Origin of the sequence: Cellulomonas palmilytica (assembly GCF_021590045.1) — a bacterium.
GTDB lineage: Bacteria > Actinomycetota > Actinomycetes > Actinomycetales > Cellulomonadaceae > Cellulomonas > Cellulomonas palmilytica.
Genome location: NZ_CP062221.1, coordinates 1,832,406 through 1,848,322, shown reverse-complemented (window position 1 = coordinate 1,848,322; position 15,917 = coordinate 1,832,406). Strand labels below are relative to the sequence as shown.

Sequence of the window (15,917 nt, the reverse complement as noted above, 5' to 3'; positions counted from 1 at the left end):
ATGACCGCGACCCTCCCCCCGACGTCCCTGCCGCTGTGGCCGGCGCCCACCGCGACCGCACCGCTCGACGCGCGCGTGGAGGTCCCCGGGTCGAAGTCGCTCACCAACCGCTACCTCGTCCTGGCCGCCGTCGCGGACGGCCCCAGCCGCCTGCGTTCGGCGCTCCTGTCGCGCGACACGCGCCTCATGGCGGCGGCCCTCGGGCAGCTGGGGGTGGCGACCTCCCTGGGCGACGACGTCACCGTCACGCCGGGTCCGCTGCGCGGTGGCGTGACGATCGACTGCGGGCTCGCGGGCACGGTCATGCGGTTCCTGCCGGCGGTCGCGGCGCTCGCCGACGGCCCGGTGCGGTTCACGGGTGACGTCGAGGCGCTCGCGCGTCCCATGGGCCCCGTGATCCGGGCGCTGCAGGCGCTGGGCGTGCGCGTCGACGAGGAGGGCGAGCCCGGGCGGCTGCCGTTCACGGTGCACGGGCACGGCTCGGTGCGCGGCGGCAACGTCGACGTGGACGCCTCGGGGTCGAGCCAGTTCGTCTCGGGGCTGCTGCTCGCCGCCGCGCGGTTCGACCAGGGCCTCGTCGTGCGGCACACCGGGCCGACGCTGCCGAGCCTGCCGCACATCGAGATGACGGTCGAGACGCTGCGCGCCGCGGGCGTGCAGGTCGACGACTCGCGCCCCGCGATCTGGGAGGTCGCACCCGGGCCGGTCGCGGGCCGCGACGTGCGCGTCGAGCCCGACCTGTCGAACGCGGCGCCGTTCCTGTGCGCGGCGCTGGTCGCGGGCGGCACGGTCCGCGTCCCGGGGTGGCCCGCGCAGACCACGCAGCCCGGCGCGCTGCTGCCGGGGATCCTCGAGCGCATGGGCGCGACCACGGCGCTCGTGGGCGACGAGCTCGCCGTGACCGGCACGGGCGTCATCCGCGGCGTCGACCTCGACCTGCACGCCGCGGGCGAGATCGCGCCGACGATCGCGGCGCTCGCGGTGCTGGCCGACTCCCCGACGCGCCTGCGCGGCATCGCGCACCTGCGGGGCCACGAGACCGACCGGCTCGCGGCGCTCGCGAGCGAGATCACGCGCCTCGGCGGGCAGGCGGAGCAGACGGCCGACGGCCTGGTCATCACGCCGCGCCCGCTCACGGGCGGCGCGTGGCACTCGTACGCGGACCACCGCATGGCGACCGCGGGCGCGCTGGTCGGGCTGCGCGTGCCGGGTGTGCAGGTCGAGGACGTCGCGACGACCGCGAAGACCATCCCGGACTTCGTCGGGCTGTGGGACCGGATGCTGGCGGGTGACGCCCCCTCGTGACGAGGCGGAGGCAGTACGACGAGTCCGACGTGCGGATCCGGCCCGGCAAGGGGTCGCGGCCGCGCACCAAGCAGCGCCCGGAGCACGCGGACGCGCAGCGCGCGATGGTCACGGGCGTCGACCGCGGCCGGTACGCGGTGCTCGTCGACGCCGACGGTCCCGACGAGCGGCCCGCGACCGCGATGAAGGCCCGCGAGCTGGGCCGCGAGCGGGTCGTCCCCGGTGACCTGGTGGACCTCGTCGGCGACACGTCCGGTGCGGAGGGCTCGCTCGCGCGCATCGTGCGGATCACCGAGCGCCGCACGGTGCTGCGCCGCACGGCCGACGACACCGACCCCGTCGAGCGCGTCATCGTCGCGAACGCCGACCAGCTCGTGATCGTCACCGCGCTCGCGGACCCGGAGCCGCGCACGCGCATGATCGACCGGTGCGTCGCGGCCGCGTACGACGCGGGGATGGACGTGCTGCTCGCGCTCACCAAGGCGGACCTGGCCGACCCCGCGGAGCTCGTCGGGATGTACTCGCCCGTGGGCGTGCGCACGGTCGTGACGCACGCGCAGGGTCCGCGCGACGCGCGCACCATCCACGGGCTCGCGGACCTGCGCGCCGCGCTCGCCGGACGCACGTCCGTGCTCGTCGGGCACTCCGGCGTAGGCAAGTCGACGCTCGTGAACGCGCTCGTGCCCGACGCCCAGCGTGCGACGGGCGTCGTCAACGCCGTCACCGGGCGCGGTCGCCACACGTCGACGTCGGCGGTCGCGCTGCGCGTCCCCGGCGAGGACGCCCCGACGTGGGTCATCGACACGCCCGGCGTGCGGTCGTTCGGGCTCGCGCACGTCGACCCCGACCACCTGCTGCACGCGTTCGCGGACCTCGGGGAGGCGTCCGACGAGCTGTGCCCGCGCGGCTGCACGCACGCGGCGGACGCGCCGGACTGCGGGCTCGACGAGTGGGTCACCGCGGCGGACGACGACACCGAACGGGCGGCGCGCGCGGCGCGCGTCGACTCGTTCCGACGCATCCTGGCGAGCCGGCTCGGCACGAGCGAGGCGGACACGCCCGCGGCGCCGTGACCCGCACCGCTACGGTGGCGCCATGAGCCTGCGGACCGGGTACGACGACGACCTGCGCCTCGCCCACGTGATCGCCGACCAGGTCGACTCGCTGACCCTGTCGCGGTTCAAGGCGCTGGACCTCGTGGTGGAGACCAAGCCGGACCTCACGCCGGTGTCCGACGCTGACCGCGCGGCCGAGGAGCTCGTGCGTTCGCAGCTGTCGCGCACGCGCCCGCGCGACGCGGTGCACGGCGAGGAGCTGCCCGACACGGGGCACGGGCCGCGCCGCTGGGTGGTCGACCCGATCGACGGCACCAAGAACTTCGTGCGCGGCGTGCCCGTGTGGGCGACGCTCATCGCGCTGCTCGACGGTGACGAGGTGGTGGTCGGGCTCGTGAGCGCCCCCGCGCTCGGGCGCCGGTGGTGGGCGGCGAAGGGGTCCGGCGCGTGGACCGGGCGGTCGCTGTCGCAGGCCACGCAGCTGCACGTCTCGCGTGTCGACCGGCTCGAGGACGCGTCGTTCTCGTACTCCTCGCTGACCGGCTGGGAGGACGTGGACCGCCTCCCGCAGGTCCTCGACCTCATGCGGACCGTGTGGCGCACGCGCGCCTACGGCGACTTCTGGTCGTACGTGCTGGTCGCGGAGGGCGCGGTGGACCTCGCGGCCGAGCCCGAGCTCGCGCTGCACGACATGGCGGCGCTCGTGCCGATCGTCACCGAGGCGGGCGGGCGGTTCACGTCGGTCGCCGGCGTCCCGGGGCCGTTCGGCGGCAACGCTGTCGCGACGAACGGGCTGCTGCACGACGAGGTCGTGGCACGCCTCGACCTGCCGGGCTGAGGCCGTCCGGGGACTGTCGAGGGGGCGATGATGACGGAGCCGGACCAGGACCGGCGCAGCGACCTGCACCGCGTGCGCTCGACGTCGTTCGGTCGCAGCGTCACCGCGTACGCGGCGGCGCGACCCTCCTACCCCGCCGAGGCGGTCGCGTGGCTCGTCCCGCCCGGCGCGCGCGACGTGGTCGACCTCGGCGCGGGCACCGGCAAGCTCACGGCCGGGCTCGTCGCGCTGGGCGGGCTGCGGGTCACCGCGGTCGAGCCCGACGAGTGCATGCGCGCCGCCCTGAGCGCGGCGCTGCCGGACGTCGACGCGCGACGCGGCACCGCGGAGGACACCGGTCTGCCGGACGCGAGCGCGGACGTCGTGACCGTCGGGCAGGCGTGGCACTGGTTCGACCCCGAGGCGGCGACGCGCGAGGTCGCGCGCGTGCTGCGGCCCGGCGGCACGCTCGCGCTCGTCTGGAACGTGCTCGCCGAGGGTGTCAGCGCGTGGGCGGACGCCTACTTCGAGATCGTGCACCGTGGTGACACGCTCGACTACTCGCGCCGCGAGGACCCGGTCGCGGGTCCGCAGGTCGGGCCGTGGGAGCGCACCGAGGTCGTCTGGACGCGCACCATCCGTCCCGAGGAGCTGCGCGCGCTCGCCGCGAGCCGCAGCCACCTCATCGCGATGTCCCCGCCCGACCGCGACGTGCTGCTCGCGGAGGTCGACGCGCTGTGGCGCACCCACCCCGACCTCGTCGGCCGGACGTCCGCCGAGCTGCCGTACGTCACGCGCTGCTGGCGCGCACGCACGGTCACCGCGCCCTGACGGTCCTCAGAGCCCCAGGACGCCGGGCAGCTCGGCGAGCGAACGGATCACGGCGACGCCCGTGACGGTCTGCTCGTCGACCGGGTGCCGGCGCGAGCCGGGCCGGTCGAGCCACACGCCGACGAGGCCGGCGTCCCGGGCCGCGAGCGCGTCGACGTCCGCCTCGTCGCCCACGTACGCGGTGCGCCTGGGGTCGGTGCCGAGCCGGCGGCACGCCTCGAGGAACACGCGCGGGTCGGGCTTGCCGAAGCCGAGCGTGTCGACCGCGACGAGCAGCGGCACGCGGTCGGCGAGGCCCGCGGCGGCGAGCTTGGCGGTCTGCATCGAGGTCTGCGCGTTCGACAGCGCACCGAGCGAGATCCCCGCGTCGAGCAGCGCGACGAGCGCCGCCTCGGTCTCGGGGTGCGCGACCCACGCGGCGCGGAACGCCGCGTCGAACACCGCGTCCCAGGCCGCGAACGCCGTCTCGTCGAGCTCGGGGCCGCCGTGCGCCGCGTGCAGCTCGTTGGCGCGCTCCCGCTTCTGCTCGAGGTACGCGATCTCGCCGCGCGTGTAGCGCCGGTAGTGGCCGTTCACGTCGGCGCGCCACATCGCCAGGAGCGCCTCGTCGCGGCGCGCGGCCTCGTCCGCCGGCAGCGGCGGGAGGTAGCGCGCGGTGACCGCGGCGAGGGCCGCGACGAACGCGCTGCGGGTGTCGACGATCGTGTCGTCGATGTCGAACAGGACCCCGTCGACGAGAGCGCCCGTCGGCGTGCCCGTCGGCGTGCCCGTCGTCGAGGTGTCCCGCGCGGTCGTCGTCACAGGGACGCGCGCAGCGACGCGATGCGGGCCAGCGTCGAGCCCTTGCCGAGCAGCTCGAGCGACTCGAACAGCGGCGGGGACACGCGGCGGCCGGTCACGGCGACGCGCAGCGGCGTGTACGCGAGGCGCGCCTTGATGCCGAGCCCGCCCTCGTCGACCAGCGCGGCCTGCAGCGCGCTCTGCGTCGCCTCGGTGGTGAAGCCGTCGGCCGGGATCGCGTCGAGCGCGGCGGTCGCGGCGTCGAGGACCTGGTCGGCCCCGTCCCGCAGCGCCTTGCGCCCGTCCTCCTCGACGTGGAGCTCGTCGTCCGCGACGAACAGGAAGCCGAGCATCCCGACGACCTCGCCCAGCAGCGTCATGCGCTCCTGCACGAGCGGCGCGGCCTTCGTCAGCAGCGCCCGGTGCTCGTCGGACAGGTCCGCGAACGAGTCCGTGGGGACCAGGCCCGCGTGGTGCAGGTACGGCACGAGGCGGTCACGGAAGTCGTCGGGCGCGAGCATGCGCACGTGCGCGGAGTTGATGGCCTCCGCCTTCTTGAGGTCGAAGCGCGCCGGGTTCGGGTTCACGTCGTGCACGTCGAACGCCGCGACGAGCTCGTCGACCGTGAAGATGTCGCGGTCCGCGGACAGGCCCCAGCCCAGCAGCGACAGGTAGTTGAGCAGGCCCTCGGGGGTGAAGCCGTTCTCGCGGTGCAGGAACAGGTTCGACTCGGGGTCGCGCTTCGACAGCTTCTTGTTGCCCTCGCCCATCACGTACGGCAGGTGGCCGAACTCCGGCATCACGGAGGCAAGGCCCAGCTCGAGCAGCGCGCGGTACAGGACCACCTGGCGCGGGGTCGACGACAGCAGGTCCTCGCCGCGCAGCACGTGCGTGATGCCCATGAGCGCGTCGTCGACCGGGTTGACCAGCGTGTACAGCGGGTGGCCGTTGGCGCGCACGATCACGTAGTCCGGCACCGAGCCGGCCTTGAACGTCACGTCACCGCGGACCAGGTCGGTGAACGTGATGTCCTCGTCGGGCATCCGCACGCGGATGACCGGCTCGCGGCCCTGCTCGCGGTACGCGAGCTTCTGCTCCTCGGTGAGGTCACGGTCGAAGCCGTCGTAGCCGAGCTTCGGGTCGCGGCCCGCGGCGCGGTGCCGCGCCTCGATCTCCTCGGGCGTCGACCACGACTCGTACGCGTAGCCGCCCTCGAGCAGCCTCGCGACGACGTCGCGGTACAGGTCGTAGCGCTGCGACTGCCGGTACGGCTCGTGCGGGCCGCCGACCTCGACGCCCTCGTCCCAGTCGAGGCCCAGCCAGCGCAGCGCGTCGAGGAGCATGTGGTAGCTCTCCTCGGAGTCGCGCGCCGCGTCCGTGTCCTCGATGCGGAAGACGAACGTGCCGCCCGTGTGCCGCGCGTACGCCCAGTTGAACAGCGCGGTGCGGACCATGCCGACGTGCGGCAGGCCGGTCGGGGACGGGCAGAAGCGGACACGCACGGCGGAGCCGTCGACAGCGGGGGTGGTCACGGGTCCCAGGGTAGTCGGGCGCGTCGGGGCCCCGTGCTCAGCGGCGGCGCAGCACCGGGTTCCGCAGGACCCCGATCTCCTCGACCTCGCACTCCACGACGTCCCGGTCGACGATGCTGCCGACGCCCGCGGGCGTGCCGGTGAGGATCACGTCGCCCGGGAGCAGTGTGAAGACCTCGCTCACGTACGAGACGAGGAACGCGGCGTCGAACACCATCTGCGACGTGCGGCCGTCCTGGCGCGTCTCGCCGTTGACGCGCGAGCGCACCGCGAGGTCGTCGACGTCGAGCCCGGGGACGATCCACGGGCCGATCGGGCACGAGCCGTCGAAGCCCTTGGCGCGGGTCCACTGCGAGTCCGAACGCTGGATGTCGCGCGCCGTGATGTCGTTCGCGACCGTGAAGCCGAAGACGTGGTCGAGCGCACGCTCGGGCGCGACGTCCTTCGTGAGCTTGCCGATGACGATCGCGAGCTCGGCCTCGTACGACACCTCCTCGGTCCAGTCGGGCAGCACCACCGGGTCGTCCGGGCCGATCACCGAGGTGTTCGGCTTGAGGAACAGCAGCGGCTGCGTCGGGACCTCGTTGCCCATCTCCGCGGCGTGGTCGGCGTAGTTGCGGCCCACGCCCACGACCTTGGACCGCGGGATCACGGGGGCGAGCAGGCGCACCGCGTCGTCGTCCAGGGGGATGCGCTCCCCCGTGGGCTGCACGGGCGTGTAGATCGGGTCGCCCGTGATGACCACGAGCTCCTCCGAGCCGGGCTCCCCCTCCACGAGGGCGAAGCGGGGATCCGAACCGATGGTGAACCTGGCGATGCGCACGGTCCCAGCCTAGGTGGCGTCAGGCGCGGGCGAGGACCTCGCCGTGCAGCACGGCGAACCAGCCGTCCTGCTGGCGGCCCCACTCGTGCCACGCGTCGGCGAGCTGCTCGAGCCCGACCTCGTCGGCCAGGCCGTGCTCGATCGCCTGCTGCGCGAAGTTCGACGCGACGCAGCGGTCCGCCCACAGGCCGGCCCACCACGCGCGGTCCTCGGGCGTCGCGTAGCACCACACGCCCGCGCTCGGCGAGACGCCCGCGGGGTCGAAGCCGGCCTCGCGCACCCACTGCAGCAGCCGACGGCCCGCGTCGGCCTCCGAGCCGTTGGCCTGCGTGACCTCGTGGTAGAGCGCCGACCACTCGTCGAGCCCCGCCGACGGCGGGTACCAGGTCATGCCGGAGTAGTCGGAGTCCCGGACCGCGACCACGCCGCCCGGGCGCGTCACGCGCTTCATCTCGCGCAGCGCGGCGACCGGGTCGGTCAGGTGCTGGAGCACCTGGTGCGCGTGCACGACGTCGAACGCGCCGTCCTCGAACGGCAGCTCGTACGCGTCGCCGACCTCGAACGTCACGTTGAGCGCGCCCGCGTCCGCGGCGGCCTTCCGGGCGATCTCGATGACGGCGCTCGACGCGTCGATGCCGTGCACCTCGCCCGGCGCGACGCGCTGCGCGAGGTCGATCGTCACCGTGCCCGGACCGCAGCCGACGTCGAGCAGGCGGAAGCCGCTCTCCAGGACGGGCAGCAGGTACGCGGCCGAGTTCTCGGCCGTGCGCCAGCGGTGGGAGCGCAGGACCGACTCGTGGTGGCCGTGCACGTAGACGTCGTTGCGGGTGCTCACACGCGAGGGTAGGCGCGGGAGCGGGGGGATGATCAAGACACGGGACGCGCTGGCCCATCATGCGAGACGCGGGTGGCCGGACGGCCCCGGATGCGCAGTTCGCGCCCTGGCGCGGTCCCCCGCCCCACCGCCCCTGCGGCGGACGCGCCACACGCCGTACCGTTCGACGCGTGGCACGGCTCGTGGGGATCGACGTCGCGCGCGGGATCGCCGTCCTCGGCATGATCACCGCGCACGTCGGCCCGTACGCGCCCGTGCCGGGCTCGGTCCTGGACCGGGTGCTCGACAGCGCCGACGGCCGTCCGTCCGCGCTGTTCGTCGTCCTCGCGGGGCTCTCGCTCGCGCTCCTGTCGGGCGGCCCGTCGCCCGTGGTGGAGCGCGACCTGACGCGGGCCCGCGTGCGCGTCGCGGCGCGTGCCGTCGTCGTCCTGGTCGTGGGCCTCCTGCTCGAGCGGCTGGACACGCCGATCCTCGTCATCCTGCCCACGTACGCGGTGCTGTTCCTCGCGGGCTGCCTGGTCCTCACGTGGCCGGTGCGCACGCTCGTCGCGACCGCCGCGGGGGTCGCGCTCGTCGCGCCGCTCGTGCGCGGCGCGTTCGAGCTGAACACCGACCCGGGTGCGGGGCTCCTCGGCGACCTGGCCGTGCTGCTCGTCGGACCGCACTACCCCGCGCTCGTCTGGTTCGCCTACCTGCTCGCGGGCCTCGCGCTCGGCAGGTGCGACCTGACGTCGGCCGGCGTGCAGCGCCGGGCCGCCCTGCTCGGCGCCGCGCTCGTCGTCGCCGGGTACGGGGGCGGGTGGCTCGCGCGCACGCTCGTCCTCGACCACCCCCTGACCTCGACGGCGCCGCACTCCTCGAGCACGTTCGAGGTCGTCGGGAACACCGGCGTCGCGCTGCTCGTGATCTGCGCGAGCCTGGCCGCCGCGGCGCGCGTCCCGCGCGTGCTGTCGCCCGTCGCTGCGGTCGGTGCGCTCGCGTTCACCGCGTACACCGCGCAGGTCGTCGCGGTCGCCGTGATCGGTCCGGCGGTCGTGTGGGAGCCGCGGTGGGAGTCGTGGGTCGCGTTCGTCGTCGGCACCGTGCTCGTGTGCTGGGCGTGGCGCGCGTGGCTGGGACGCGGGCCGCTCGAACGGCTCCTGCACGGCGTGTCGACGCGCGTCGCCGAGCGGCTGGTGCCGCGCGAGACCCCGCTCGTCTGAGACGCCTCACACCAGCGAGACGAGCGCCGCCACCACCGCGAGCAGCGGGAACGCGCCCTGCGTGAGCGCCGCGCGCCGCATGCGCCGGTCGGTCGCGGCGAGCACCACGGCCGCCGCGAGCATCGACCCGCACGCGAGCAGCACCAGAGCGAGACCGGGCGCTCGCGGGCCTTCCGCGAGCGTGAGCACCGCCCCGACGCCCGCGCCCACCGCGAGGAACAGGTTGTAGAAGCCCTGGTTGAACGCCCACGGCGCGACCGCCTCCACGTCCTGCGGCTTCGTCGCGAACCGACGGTGCACGTCCGGGCGGCGGAACAGCACCGCCTCGAACACGAAGATCACGACGTGCAGCACCGCGGACAGCAGCGCGAGGACCGCGACGACGACCACCATGTCCGCCAGCATGGCAGCCTGTCGCGAGCGCGACGAGCACTGCGCCGGTAACGCCCGTGAGGGTGCCGGACACGTGGCGGGTGAACCCGTCCACCCACCGAGGGATGCCTGTGAGCCCGCCACACCCTGCGCCGGACGACCCGCGTCGCGCACGGTTCACCGACCTGTTCGACCGCACCCACGCCCCGCTGCTCGCGTACGCCGTCCGCCGCGTCGCCGACCCGGCCGACGCCGCACGGCCCTGGCTGTTCGGCGTCGCGCGGCGCGTCCTCGCGAACCACTACCGCGGCGAGCGCCGGCGGCTCGCGCTCGCCGAACGGCTGCGCGAGCAGGTCGTCGAGGCCGTGCCCGCGCACGAGCCCGACGACCCGGTGCTGCTGCAGGCCATGGACCGGCTCCCGCCCGACGACCGCGAGCTGCTGCGCCTCGTCGCGTGGGAGGAGCTCGCGCGCGACGAGATCGCCCTCGTGCTCGGCGTCCCGCGCGCGACCGTGCGCGTGCGCCTGCACCGCGCGCGCCGCCGGCTGACCGCGCTGCTCGCGGAGCTCGAGCCGGCGCAGACCGACCCACCACCCGCCCTGCAACGCACCACGCAAGCCGGACACGTCAGCAACGGATGGGCACCAGCCCGTCCCGGACCCCAGGAGGCGAGATGAGCAAGGACCCGATGCGACGCCTGCGGGCGGCGGACCCGGCCGCGCGGCTCGGCCTGGCGGCCGACGACGCGATGCGGGAGGCGATCATGACGACGGACCACACGGACGTCACGAGCGGTCAGGCGAAGGACGAGGCACGGGCGGGACGCGCGCGCCGACGACGGCGGGTCGTGCTGTCCGGCGGTCTGGCCGCCGCGCTCGTCGGCGGTGGCGTCGCCTACGCGGCGGTCGGCGGCTGGGAGTGGAACCGCGGCACCGGCCCGCACGACGGCCTCACGTGCCTCACGCAGTGGGACTCGCCGGAGACGGAGCGTTCCGGCGGGCCGCTGCTCACCGGCGACCCGATCGCCGACTGCGAGGAGTACCAGGCCCTCACCGGCCTGCCGGCGATCGCCGACCCGGTGGCGTTCCGGGTCGACGGCCGGCTCATCGTGGGGCCGCGCGGCGAGGTGCCCGCCGGCGCGACGCTCGAGCCGGTGGACCCGGACAGCCTCGCGCTGCGCGAGCTGGAGGCGAGCCTGCGCGACGAGGTCGACGGGCTCGGCTCGCAGTGCCTCGACGAGCAGGCGGCGGTCGTCGCGGCCCGCGCGGAGCTCGACCGGCTCGGGCTCGACGACTGGGCGGTCCGCGTCCAGGAGCGCGACCCGAGCCAGCCCGAGCAGGAGTGCGCGGAGATCACCTACGCGTTCGACGTCGTGCCCGAGCAGCAGGAGCCGGCCGACCCCGGCCCCCGCCGGACGCCGGTCGCCGTGCCGGCCGACGAGGACCCCGCGTCCAGCCCGGAGCCGTGGTCGTCCGCCGCGGCGCGAACCGACTCGCCCGCGACCGACGACGAGTCGAGCGCCCCCGCGCCCCAGCCCACCGACGACGTGGTCACCTCGGTCCCCCGCACGCTCGCGGTGATCCCGCACCACAGGCCGCACCCCGACAGCCTGCGGGACCAGACCGACCCGTTCGTGTACCAGCTGCGTGACGCGCTGCGCGCGCAGATCGCGGACGAGTGCGTCGACCTCACCACGGCCGAGCAGATCGCGGCCGAGGCCATCGGTGCCGAGCACCACTGGCCGACCGTCGTGGTCGAGGACCCGCAGGCCTCGTGCACGCGGGTCGACCTGGAGGTCGGCGGCTCGGTCCAGGTGACCCTGCGAGGGCCCCGGGCCTGAGTCGACCGTCCCGCCCCGGTCCGCGACGCACCGCGTCGTCGGACCGGGGCGGGGCTTCGTACCCTGGGGCGGTGACCGCCCTGCGACCCGACGCCCCCGCGCTCGTCGTGCTCCCGCACGAGACGTGGACCGCGGCCGCGCAGGCGCACGCCGAGCGCGCCGACGCGTGCACCGCCGGCCACCGCGAACGCCGCTCGCGCCACGAGCGGCACGCGATCGAGGACTTCCTGTTCGAGTACTACCCGACCAAGCCGGCGCTGCTGCGCCGCTGGCACCCGGGCGCGGGCGTCGCGCTCGAGCCCGGCCCCGACGGCCCCGCCCCGCACGCCGCGTGGCGCTGGTACACCGTCGACGACGAGGGCCGCACGCGCCTCGACGTCGACGCGTTCCTCGCCGAGCGGGGCGACACGGTCCGGTACGTGGCGGCGATCGTCGGAGCGACCGCCGCGCGTCCCGCCGCGACCGGGTGCTTCGGGCTGCACGAGTGGGCGATGGTCTACCGCGAGGACGAGCACCGGCACCCGCTGCCGCTGCGGCTCGGCGGCCGCGGCACCGACGAGGTGGTCGAGGCGCACCGCATCCGGTGCACCCACTTCGACGCGTTCCGCTTCTTCACGCCCGACGCCGCACCCCGCAACACCCTGCAGCCGTCGCGCGAGACCCAGCCCGCGATGGAGCAGCCCGGCTGCCTGCACGCCAACATGGACCTGTACAAGTGGGCGCTCAAGCTCGGCCCCCTGGTCCCCGGCGGCCTGCTGCTCGACACGTTCGAGCTCGCTCGCGAGATCCGGGTCACGGACATGCAGGCGTCTCCGTACGACGTCTCGTCGTACGGGCTCGAACCCGTCGCGATCGAGACCCCGGACGGCAAGGCGGAGTACGTCCGCCGCCAGCGCGACTACGCGACCCGCTCGGACGTGCTCCGGAAGCGACTCCTGGACGCCTGCTCCGCCGGCGCGTCGACGCTCGGCTGACCGCGGCGTCGGCCGTGCTCAGCGGACCGCGGCGGTCCTGCTCGAGGTCGTCGTCGCGGTCACGTAGCCGGCCTTGGTGCCGGTGACCTTCACCGTGACGACCTTGCCCCTGTCGGCCGCCCTCAGCTTGTACGTCGTCGCGGTCGCCCCGCTGATCGCCTTCCCGTTCGCGTACCAGCGGTAGGAGAACGTCGTCCCGGCGGTCCACGTCCCGCGGCGGGCCGTGAGCCTCGCCCCGACCTTGGCGGTCCCCGTGATCGTCGGGCGCGACGTCGTCAGCGTGCCCTTGACGACGGCGCTCGTCGCCTTGGACGTGCGGGTCACGGTCGTGTGCCCGCTCTTGGCGCCCGTGACCTTGACGGTGACCTTCTTGCCGACGTCGGACGCGCGCGGCTTGAACGTCGTGCCCGTCGCGCCGGTCACCGGCTTGCCGTTCACCAGCCACTGGTAGGCGAACGTCGTGCCGCTCGTCCAGCTGCCTCGCTTGGCGGTCAGCGTGGCACCCACCTTGGCAGTTCCGGTGATCGTCGGCGTGGACGCGGTGAGCGTCCTGAACCCGAGGTCGAGCGTCACGTCCTGGTAGGCGTCGCGCGCCGACGGCAGCGTCAGCGACGCGGAGCCGAGGGTCGTGCCGCCGACACCGGCGTGCACGACGTAGGGGCTCACACCGCCGTACAGCGCCCCGATGCGGTACCGGCCGTTCGCGTCCGTGGTCACGTACCCGCTCTCGGCCGTCCCGAGACCCGCGTAGCAGCCCGAACCGGCGCCCCAGTCGACGTCCGGCGCCTGCGGGTCCCAGGACCTCTCCCTGTTGTAGTCGACCCTGGCGCCCGGGACCGGTCGACCCTTCTCGTCCGTCACCGTCCCCGAGATCGAGCTGCCCCGGGACATGCGCACCGACAGCTCGCGGGGCGAGCCCCACGGGTAGGCGGCCCGCTGGACGTACACCGCGTTCGAGTCGTGGTAGCCGAGGCACCCGCCGTACTCGGCCTTGCCCGCGTGGAAGCCCCAGCCGTCGCCACCGGTCGTCGCACGCCACCCCGTCCCACTGACCCCGATACCCTCGAGCGCCCGGCCGGTCGCCGCGTCGAAGGCGTGCACGCGCACGCTGGACGCCCGCCGGAGCACCTGGTCGATCCGTCCGAGCGAGCCGCCCACGCGGACTCGCGACGCCTGTCGGGGGTCGTCGAGCTCGTTGAGCCGCGTGTGCGTCGCGTGGTACTGGTCGAGGTGGTCGACGTACCCCTCGGCCACGGACTCCTCCCAGGTCCGCGCCGTGGGCGGCCCGTCGCTGAAGAACAGCAGGTACTCACCGTCGTAGCTGCCGGCGATCGAGTAGTACCCGTCGCTGGTCGTGCGGTTCATCGCCAGGCGCCGGTCCGACTCGCCGTCCCACCCGCTCGTCGTCCGCTCGAGCCAGACCTCGACCCCGCCGACGGGCTCCCCCTGGGAGTCCGTGACGTACCCGGACACGCCCCCGCACGCGCCGTCGGTGTCGACGTGCACGACGACGCGGATGGTGCGGGCCGGCTCCAGCCCCGTGGTGACGGTGGAGTCCAGCTCCCACCGGCCCTCGGGCAGGGAGCCCGTGAGGCGACCCTCGTCGTCGAGGTCGAGCCGGTACGGGCCGCGCGTGAAGCCGTGCTCGGTGAACGTCGCGCCCGCCAGGGCGCCGGTCAGCGAGGCGGGCACGACCGCCCGTCGCTGGGCCGCAGCGCCCGTGGCACCCAGCTCCTTGACAGGCACCTCGGCGGACACCTCCCCCGACGGTCCGCACGCCAGGACCGTCACCGTCCGGTGCTCGGGCACGGCGAACCTCAGCGCCCGCTCGACCGCGCGTGCGGCGAGCGTCCTCAGCTCAGGGGTGTCGTACGCGGTGTGCACGGCTTCCCCGTACGCCACGAGCGCGGCGATCCCGACGACCGGTTCCCACGGCACCCCCGTGACCGGGGCCGCCAGGTTGGCGAACAGCCCGCTCGTGTCGCAGACGAGGTCCTGCGAGGCGCACAGGTCCGTCGTGACGCCCGCGAGCGCGTGCGGCACCGCGTCGTAGCCGAGCCCGGCCGGCGGTACCCACGAGTTCAACCCGTTGCCCGGCAGCGCGGTACCGAGGTTGTCCTGCCGGTCGCCCACCGACCGTGACGGGTTCGCGAGAAGCATGACGCCCGCGTACAGCCGGGGATCGGGGAACTCGGGCAGCACCTCGCTGATCACCATCGCGCCCTGCGAGTACCCGATGAGCGCCCACTTCTGGTCCGGGCACGTCCGCCGAGCGGTGCCCAACCGTTCACGCAGCAGCTGTGCACCGGTCTCGATCGACCGGAAGTAGCTCCAGTCGGACGTGCCGGGCAGGCCGAAGTCGATGAGCTGCCGGAAGTCGTCGGCGAGCACGGACATGGCCGCCGCCGGGTACGGCAGCGTCTCCACGGTCGTCGTGCGCCGCTCGCCGACGCCGTCGAGGAACGCCTCGCGGATGGTGCTCGTCTTCGTCGTGACCGCCGACTCCCCCGACCCGACGACGCTCAGCACGAGCAGGTCCGTGCACCGTCCCGTGGGCGCGGGCGGCACGGCCGTCACGGCGGCGGCTCCCGGGGTCGACGCGGCGGCCGCAGGGGCCGCGACGAGCGCCATGACCAGCGCGAACAGGGCCAGCGGGGCGGCGGCTCTCACGCGCAGGGTCGGCACGCCGTCACGCTAACGACAGCCCGGCGGTTTGCCTACCTCTGTCCCCCTGTCGAACGACCCCGAGCCGCTCCTGCACGTTGCGCGACGCGGGGACCACGACACCCGCACCACCACGGGCCCGGTCAGTGGAAGCGGAAGGTGCGCAGCACGTCGTACGCAGCCGACTCGCGGAGCGTGCCGACGGGTGCGATGGCACCCACGACGGCCACGGTGTCTCCCTCGGGGTTCCGGGTGGCGATGATGAGGCCGTCGCACTCGCCGCGGACGCCGTTGGGGTCGGTGAAGTGGAACTCGATCCCCGCGGCGTCAGGCGCGTCCGCCCACGAGACCTGGGAGCGCACCACGTCGCGTGCGACCCCGGTCCATGCCCGGGTCGCCGAGTCGAGCGCGGCCCGGACGGCGGTCGCGTTCGCCTGGGGCTGCGGGCCGGCGCTGAGGAACACGACGGGGTTCGGGTCGCCGTGCTCGAACAGACGGACGCCCGTGCCGGAGTCGTGCTCCTGGCGGTCGCTGCGCCAGCCCGCGGGGAGCGCGAGGGTCACGCCCTCGACCGTGAGAGGTGTGCTGTCGGCGGGCGGCGCGAGGGGTTCGACGGTGATACCCGCGGCCGGGGTCGGGTCGGGTACGCGCGTGTCGTCCTGGGTGCAGCCGGCGGTGGTCGTCGCCAGGACGACGGCGAGCAGCACGGCGGTTCGTCGTCGCACGGCGGTCTCCTTGCTCATGTCTGCGGTGCCGACGTCATCGGCAGCGCACGTGCGGCGGTTGAGCCCGACGGCACCACCCAGGGCTTTGGGACCACTCGGCGGCCTCGGCCCCGGTCTTGAATGAGGTCGGCAACGTCGCCGCAGCGCGGCGCCCACGGATCC

15 protein-coding genes are annotated in these 15,917 nt (G+C 74.7%); 8 read left to right on the top strand and 7 right to left on the bottom strand.

Going from position 1 to position 15,917, the window contains the following annotated elements:
- The 4 genes from aroA to F1D97_RS08445 are packed head-to-tail and all read left to right on the top strand — an operon-like array spanning position 1 to position 4,008.
- A complete protein-coding gene (aroA, locus tag F1D97_RS08460) occupies positions 1–1,305 on the top strand; it encodes a 3-phosphoshikimate 1-carboxyvinyltransferase (RefSeq protein WP_236123378.1) in 1,305 nt (434 codons plus the stop codon).
- A complete protein-coding gene (gene rsgA, locus F1D97_RS08455) occupies positions 1,302–2,378 on the top strand; it encodes a ribosome small subunit-dependent GTPase A (RefSeq protein ID WP_236123377.1) in 1,077 nt (358 codons plus the stop codon). Before aroA ends, rsgA begins: the two co-directional genes overlap by 4 nt.
- Positions 2,379–2,400: 22 nt before the next feature.
- Positions 2,401–3,198 (top strand): histidinol-phosphatase, encoded by a 798-nt coding sequence (hisN, locus tag F1D97_RS08450; RefSeq protein ID WP_236123376.1) that lies wholly within the window; start codon positions 2,401–2,403, stop codon positions 3,196–3,198.
- Between the two features lie 30 nt (positions 3,199–3,228).
- Positions 3,229–4,008 (top strand): class I SAM-dependent methyltransferase, encoded by a 780-nt coding sequence (locus F1D97_RS08445; protein WP_236123375.1) that lies wholly within the window; start codon positions 3,229–3,231, stop codon positions 4,006–4,008.
- Positions 4,009–4,014: 6 nt separating this feature from the next.
- On the opposite strand, the gene F1D97_RS08440 is transcribed toward F1D97_RS08445, so the two are convergent.
- From F1D97_RS08440 to F1D97_RS08425, 4 genes are read right to left on the bottom strand one after another with little or no spacing between them, the layout of a single operon-like run.
- On the bottom strand, positions 4,015–4,809 hold the full coding sequence (locus F1D97_RS08440; RefSeq protein WP_236123374.1) for an HAD family hydrolase: 795 nt from the start codon (positions 4,807–4,809) through the stop codon (positions 4,015–4,017).
- Positions 4,806–6,320: a glutamate--tRNA ligase gene (gene gltX / locus F1D97_RS08435; protein WP_396022573.1), complete on the bottom strand. Its 1,515-nt coding sequence runs from the start codon at positions 6,318–6,320 to the stop codon at positions 4,806–4,808. The genes F1D97_RS08440 and gltX overlap by 4 nt, the downstream gene beginning before the upstream one ends.
- 37 nt (positions 6,321–6,357) lie before the next feature.
- Positions 6,358–7,143 (bottom strand): fumarylacetoacetate hydrolase family protein, encoded by a 786-nt coding sequence (locus F1D97_RS08430; RefSeq protein WP_236123373.1) that lies wholly within the window; start codon positions 7,141–7,143, stop codon positions 6,358–6,360.
- A gap of 19 nt (positions 7,144–7,162) precedes the next feature.
- Complete coding sequence (locus tag F1D97_RS08425) at positions 7,163–7,978, bottom strand: methyltransferase domain-containing protein (protein ID WP_236123372.1); 816 nt, start codon at positions 7,976–7,978, stop codon at positions 7,163–7,165.
- 170 nt (positions 7,979–8,148) lie between these two features.
- Between F1D97_RS08425 and F1D97_RS08420 the strand changes: the two genes are divergently transcribed.
- Complete coding sequence (locus F1D97_RS08420; protein ID WP_236123371.1) at positions 8,149–9,180, top strand: heparan-alpha-glucosaminide N-acetyltransferase domain-containing protein; 1,032 nt, start codon at positions 8,149–8,151, stop codon at positions 9,178–9,180.
- A 6-nt stretch (positions 9,181–9,186) separates the two neighbouring features.
- On the opposite strand, the gene F1D97_RS08415 is transcribed toward F1D97_RS08420, so the two are convergent.
- Positions 9,187–9,573, bottom strand: a complete 387-nt coding sequence (locus F1D97_RS08415) for a DUF1304 domain-containing protein (RefSeq protein WP_236123370.1) — start codon at positions 9,571–9,573, stop codon at positions 9,187–9,189.
- Between the two features lie 110 nt (positions 9,574–9,683).
- On the opposite strand from F1D97_RS08415, the gene F1D97_RS08410 reads away from it, so the two are divergent.
- The 3 genes from F1D97_RS08410 to F1D97_RS08400 all read left to right on the top strand — a co-directional run bounded on the left by F1D97_RS08410 (position 9,684) and on the right by F1D97_RS08400 (position 12,366).
- The gene (locus tag F1D97_RS08410) at positions 9,684–10,229 is read left to right on the top strand and encodes an RNA polymerase sigma factor (RefSeq protein WP_236123369.1); all 546 of its coding nucleotides are present in this window, start codon (positions 9,684–9,686) and stop codon (positions 10,227–10,229) included.
- The gene (locus F1D97_RS08405; protein ID WP_236123368.1) at positions 10,226–11,392 is read left to right on the top strand and encodes a hypothetical protein; all 1,167 of its coding nucleotides are present in this window, start codon (positions 10,226–10,228) and stop codon (positions 11,390–11,392) included. Before F1D97_RS08410 ends, F1D97_RS08405 begins: the two co-directional genes overlap by 4 nt.
- Before the next feature lie 71 nt (positions 11,393–11,463).
- Positions 11,464–12,366, top strand: coding sequence for a 3-methyladenine DNA glycosylase (locus tag F1D97_RS08400; RefSeq protein WP_396022572.1), 903 nt, complete (start codon positions 11,464–11,466; stop codon positions 12,364–12,366).
- A gap of 18 nt (positions 12,367–12,384) precedes the next feature.
- Here F1D97_RS08400 and F1D97_RS08395 read toward each other — a convergent pair whose 3' ends face one another.
- Together F1D97_RS08395 and F1D97_RS08390 are read right to left on the bottom strand one after the other, a co-directional pair.
- Positions 12,385–15,036: a cutinase family protein gene (locus F1D97_RS08395; protein ID WP_236123367.1), complete on the bottom strand. Its 2,652-nt coding sequence runs from the start codon at positions 15,034–15,036 to the stop codon at positions 12,385–12,387.
- A 137-nt stretch (positions 15,037–15,173) separates the two neighbouring features.
- Complete coding sequence (locus F1D97_RS08390) at positions 15,174–15,755, bottom strand: hypothetical protein (RefSeq protein WP_236123366.1); 582 nt, start codon at positions 15,753–15,755, stop codon at positions 15,174–15,176.
- Positions 15,756–15,917 lie beyond the last annotated feature (162 nt).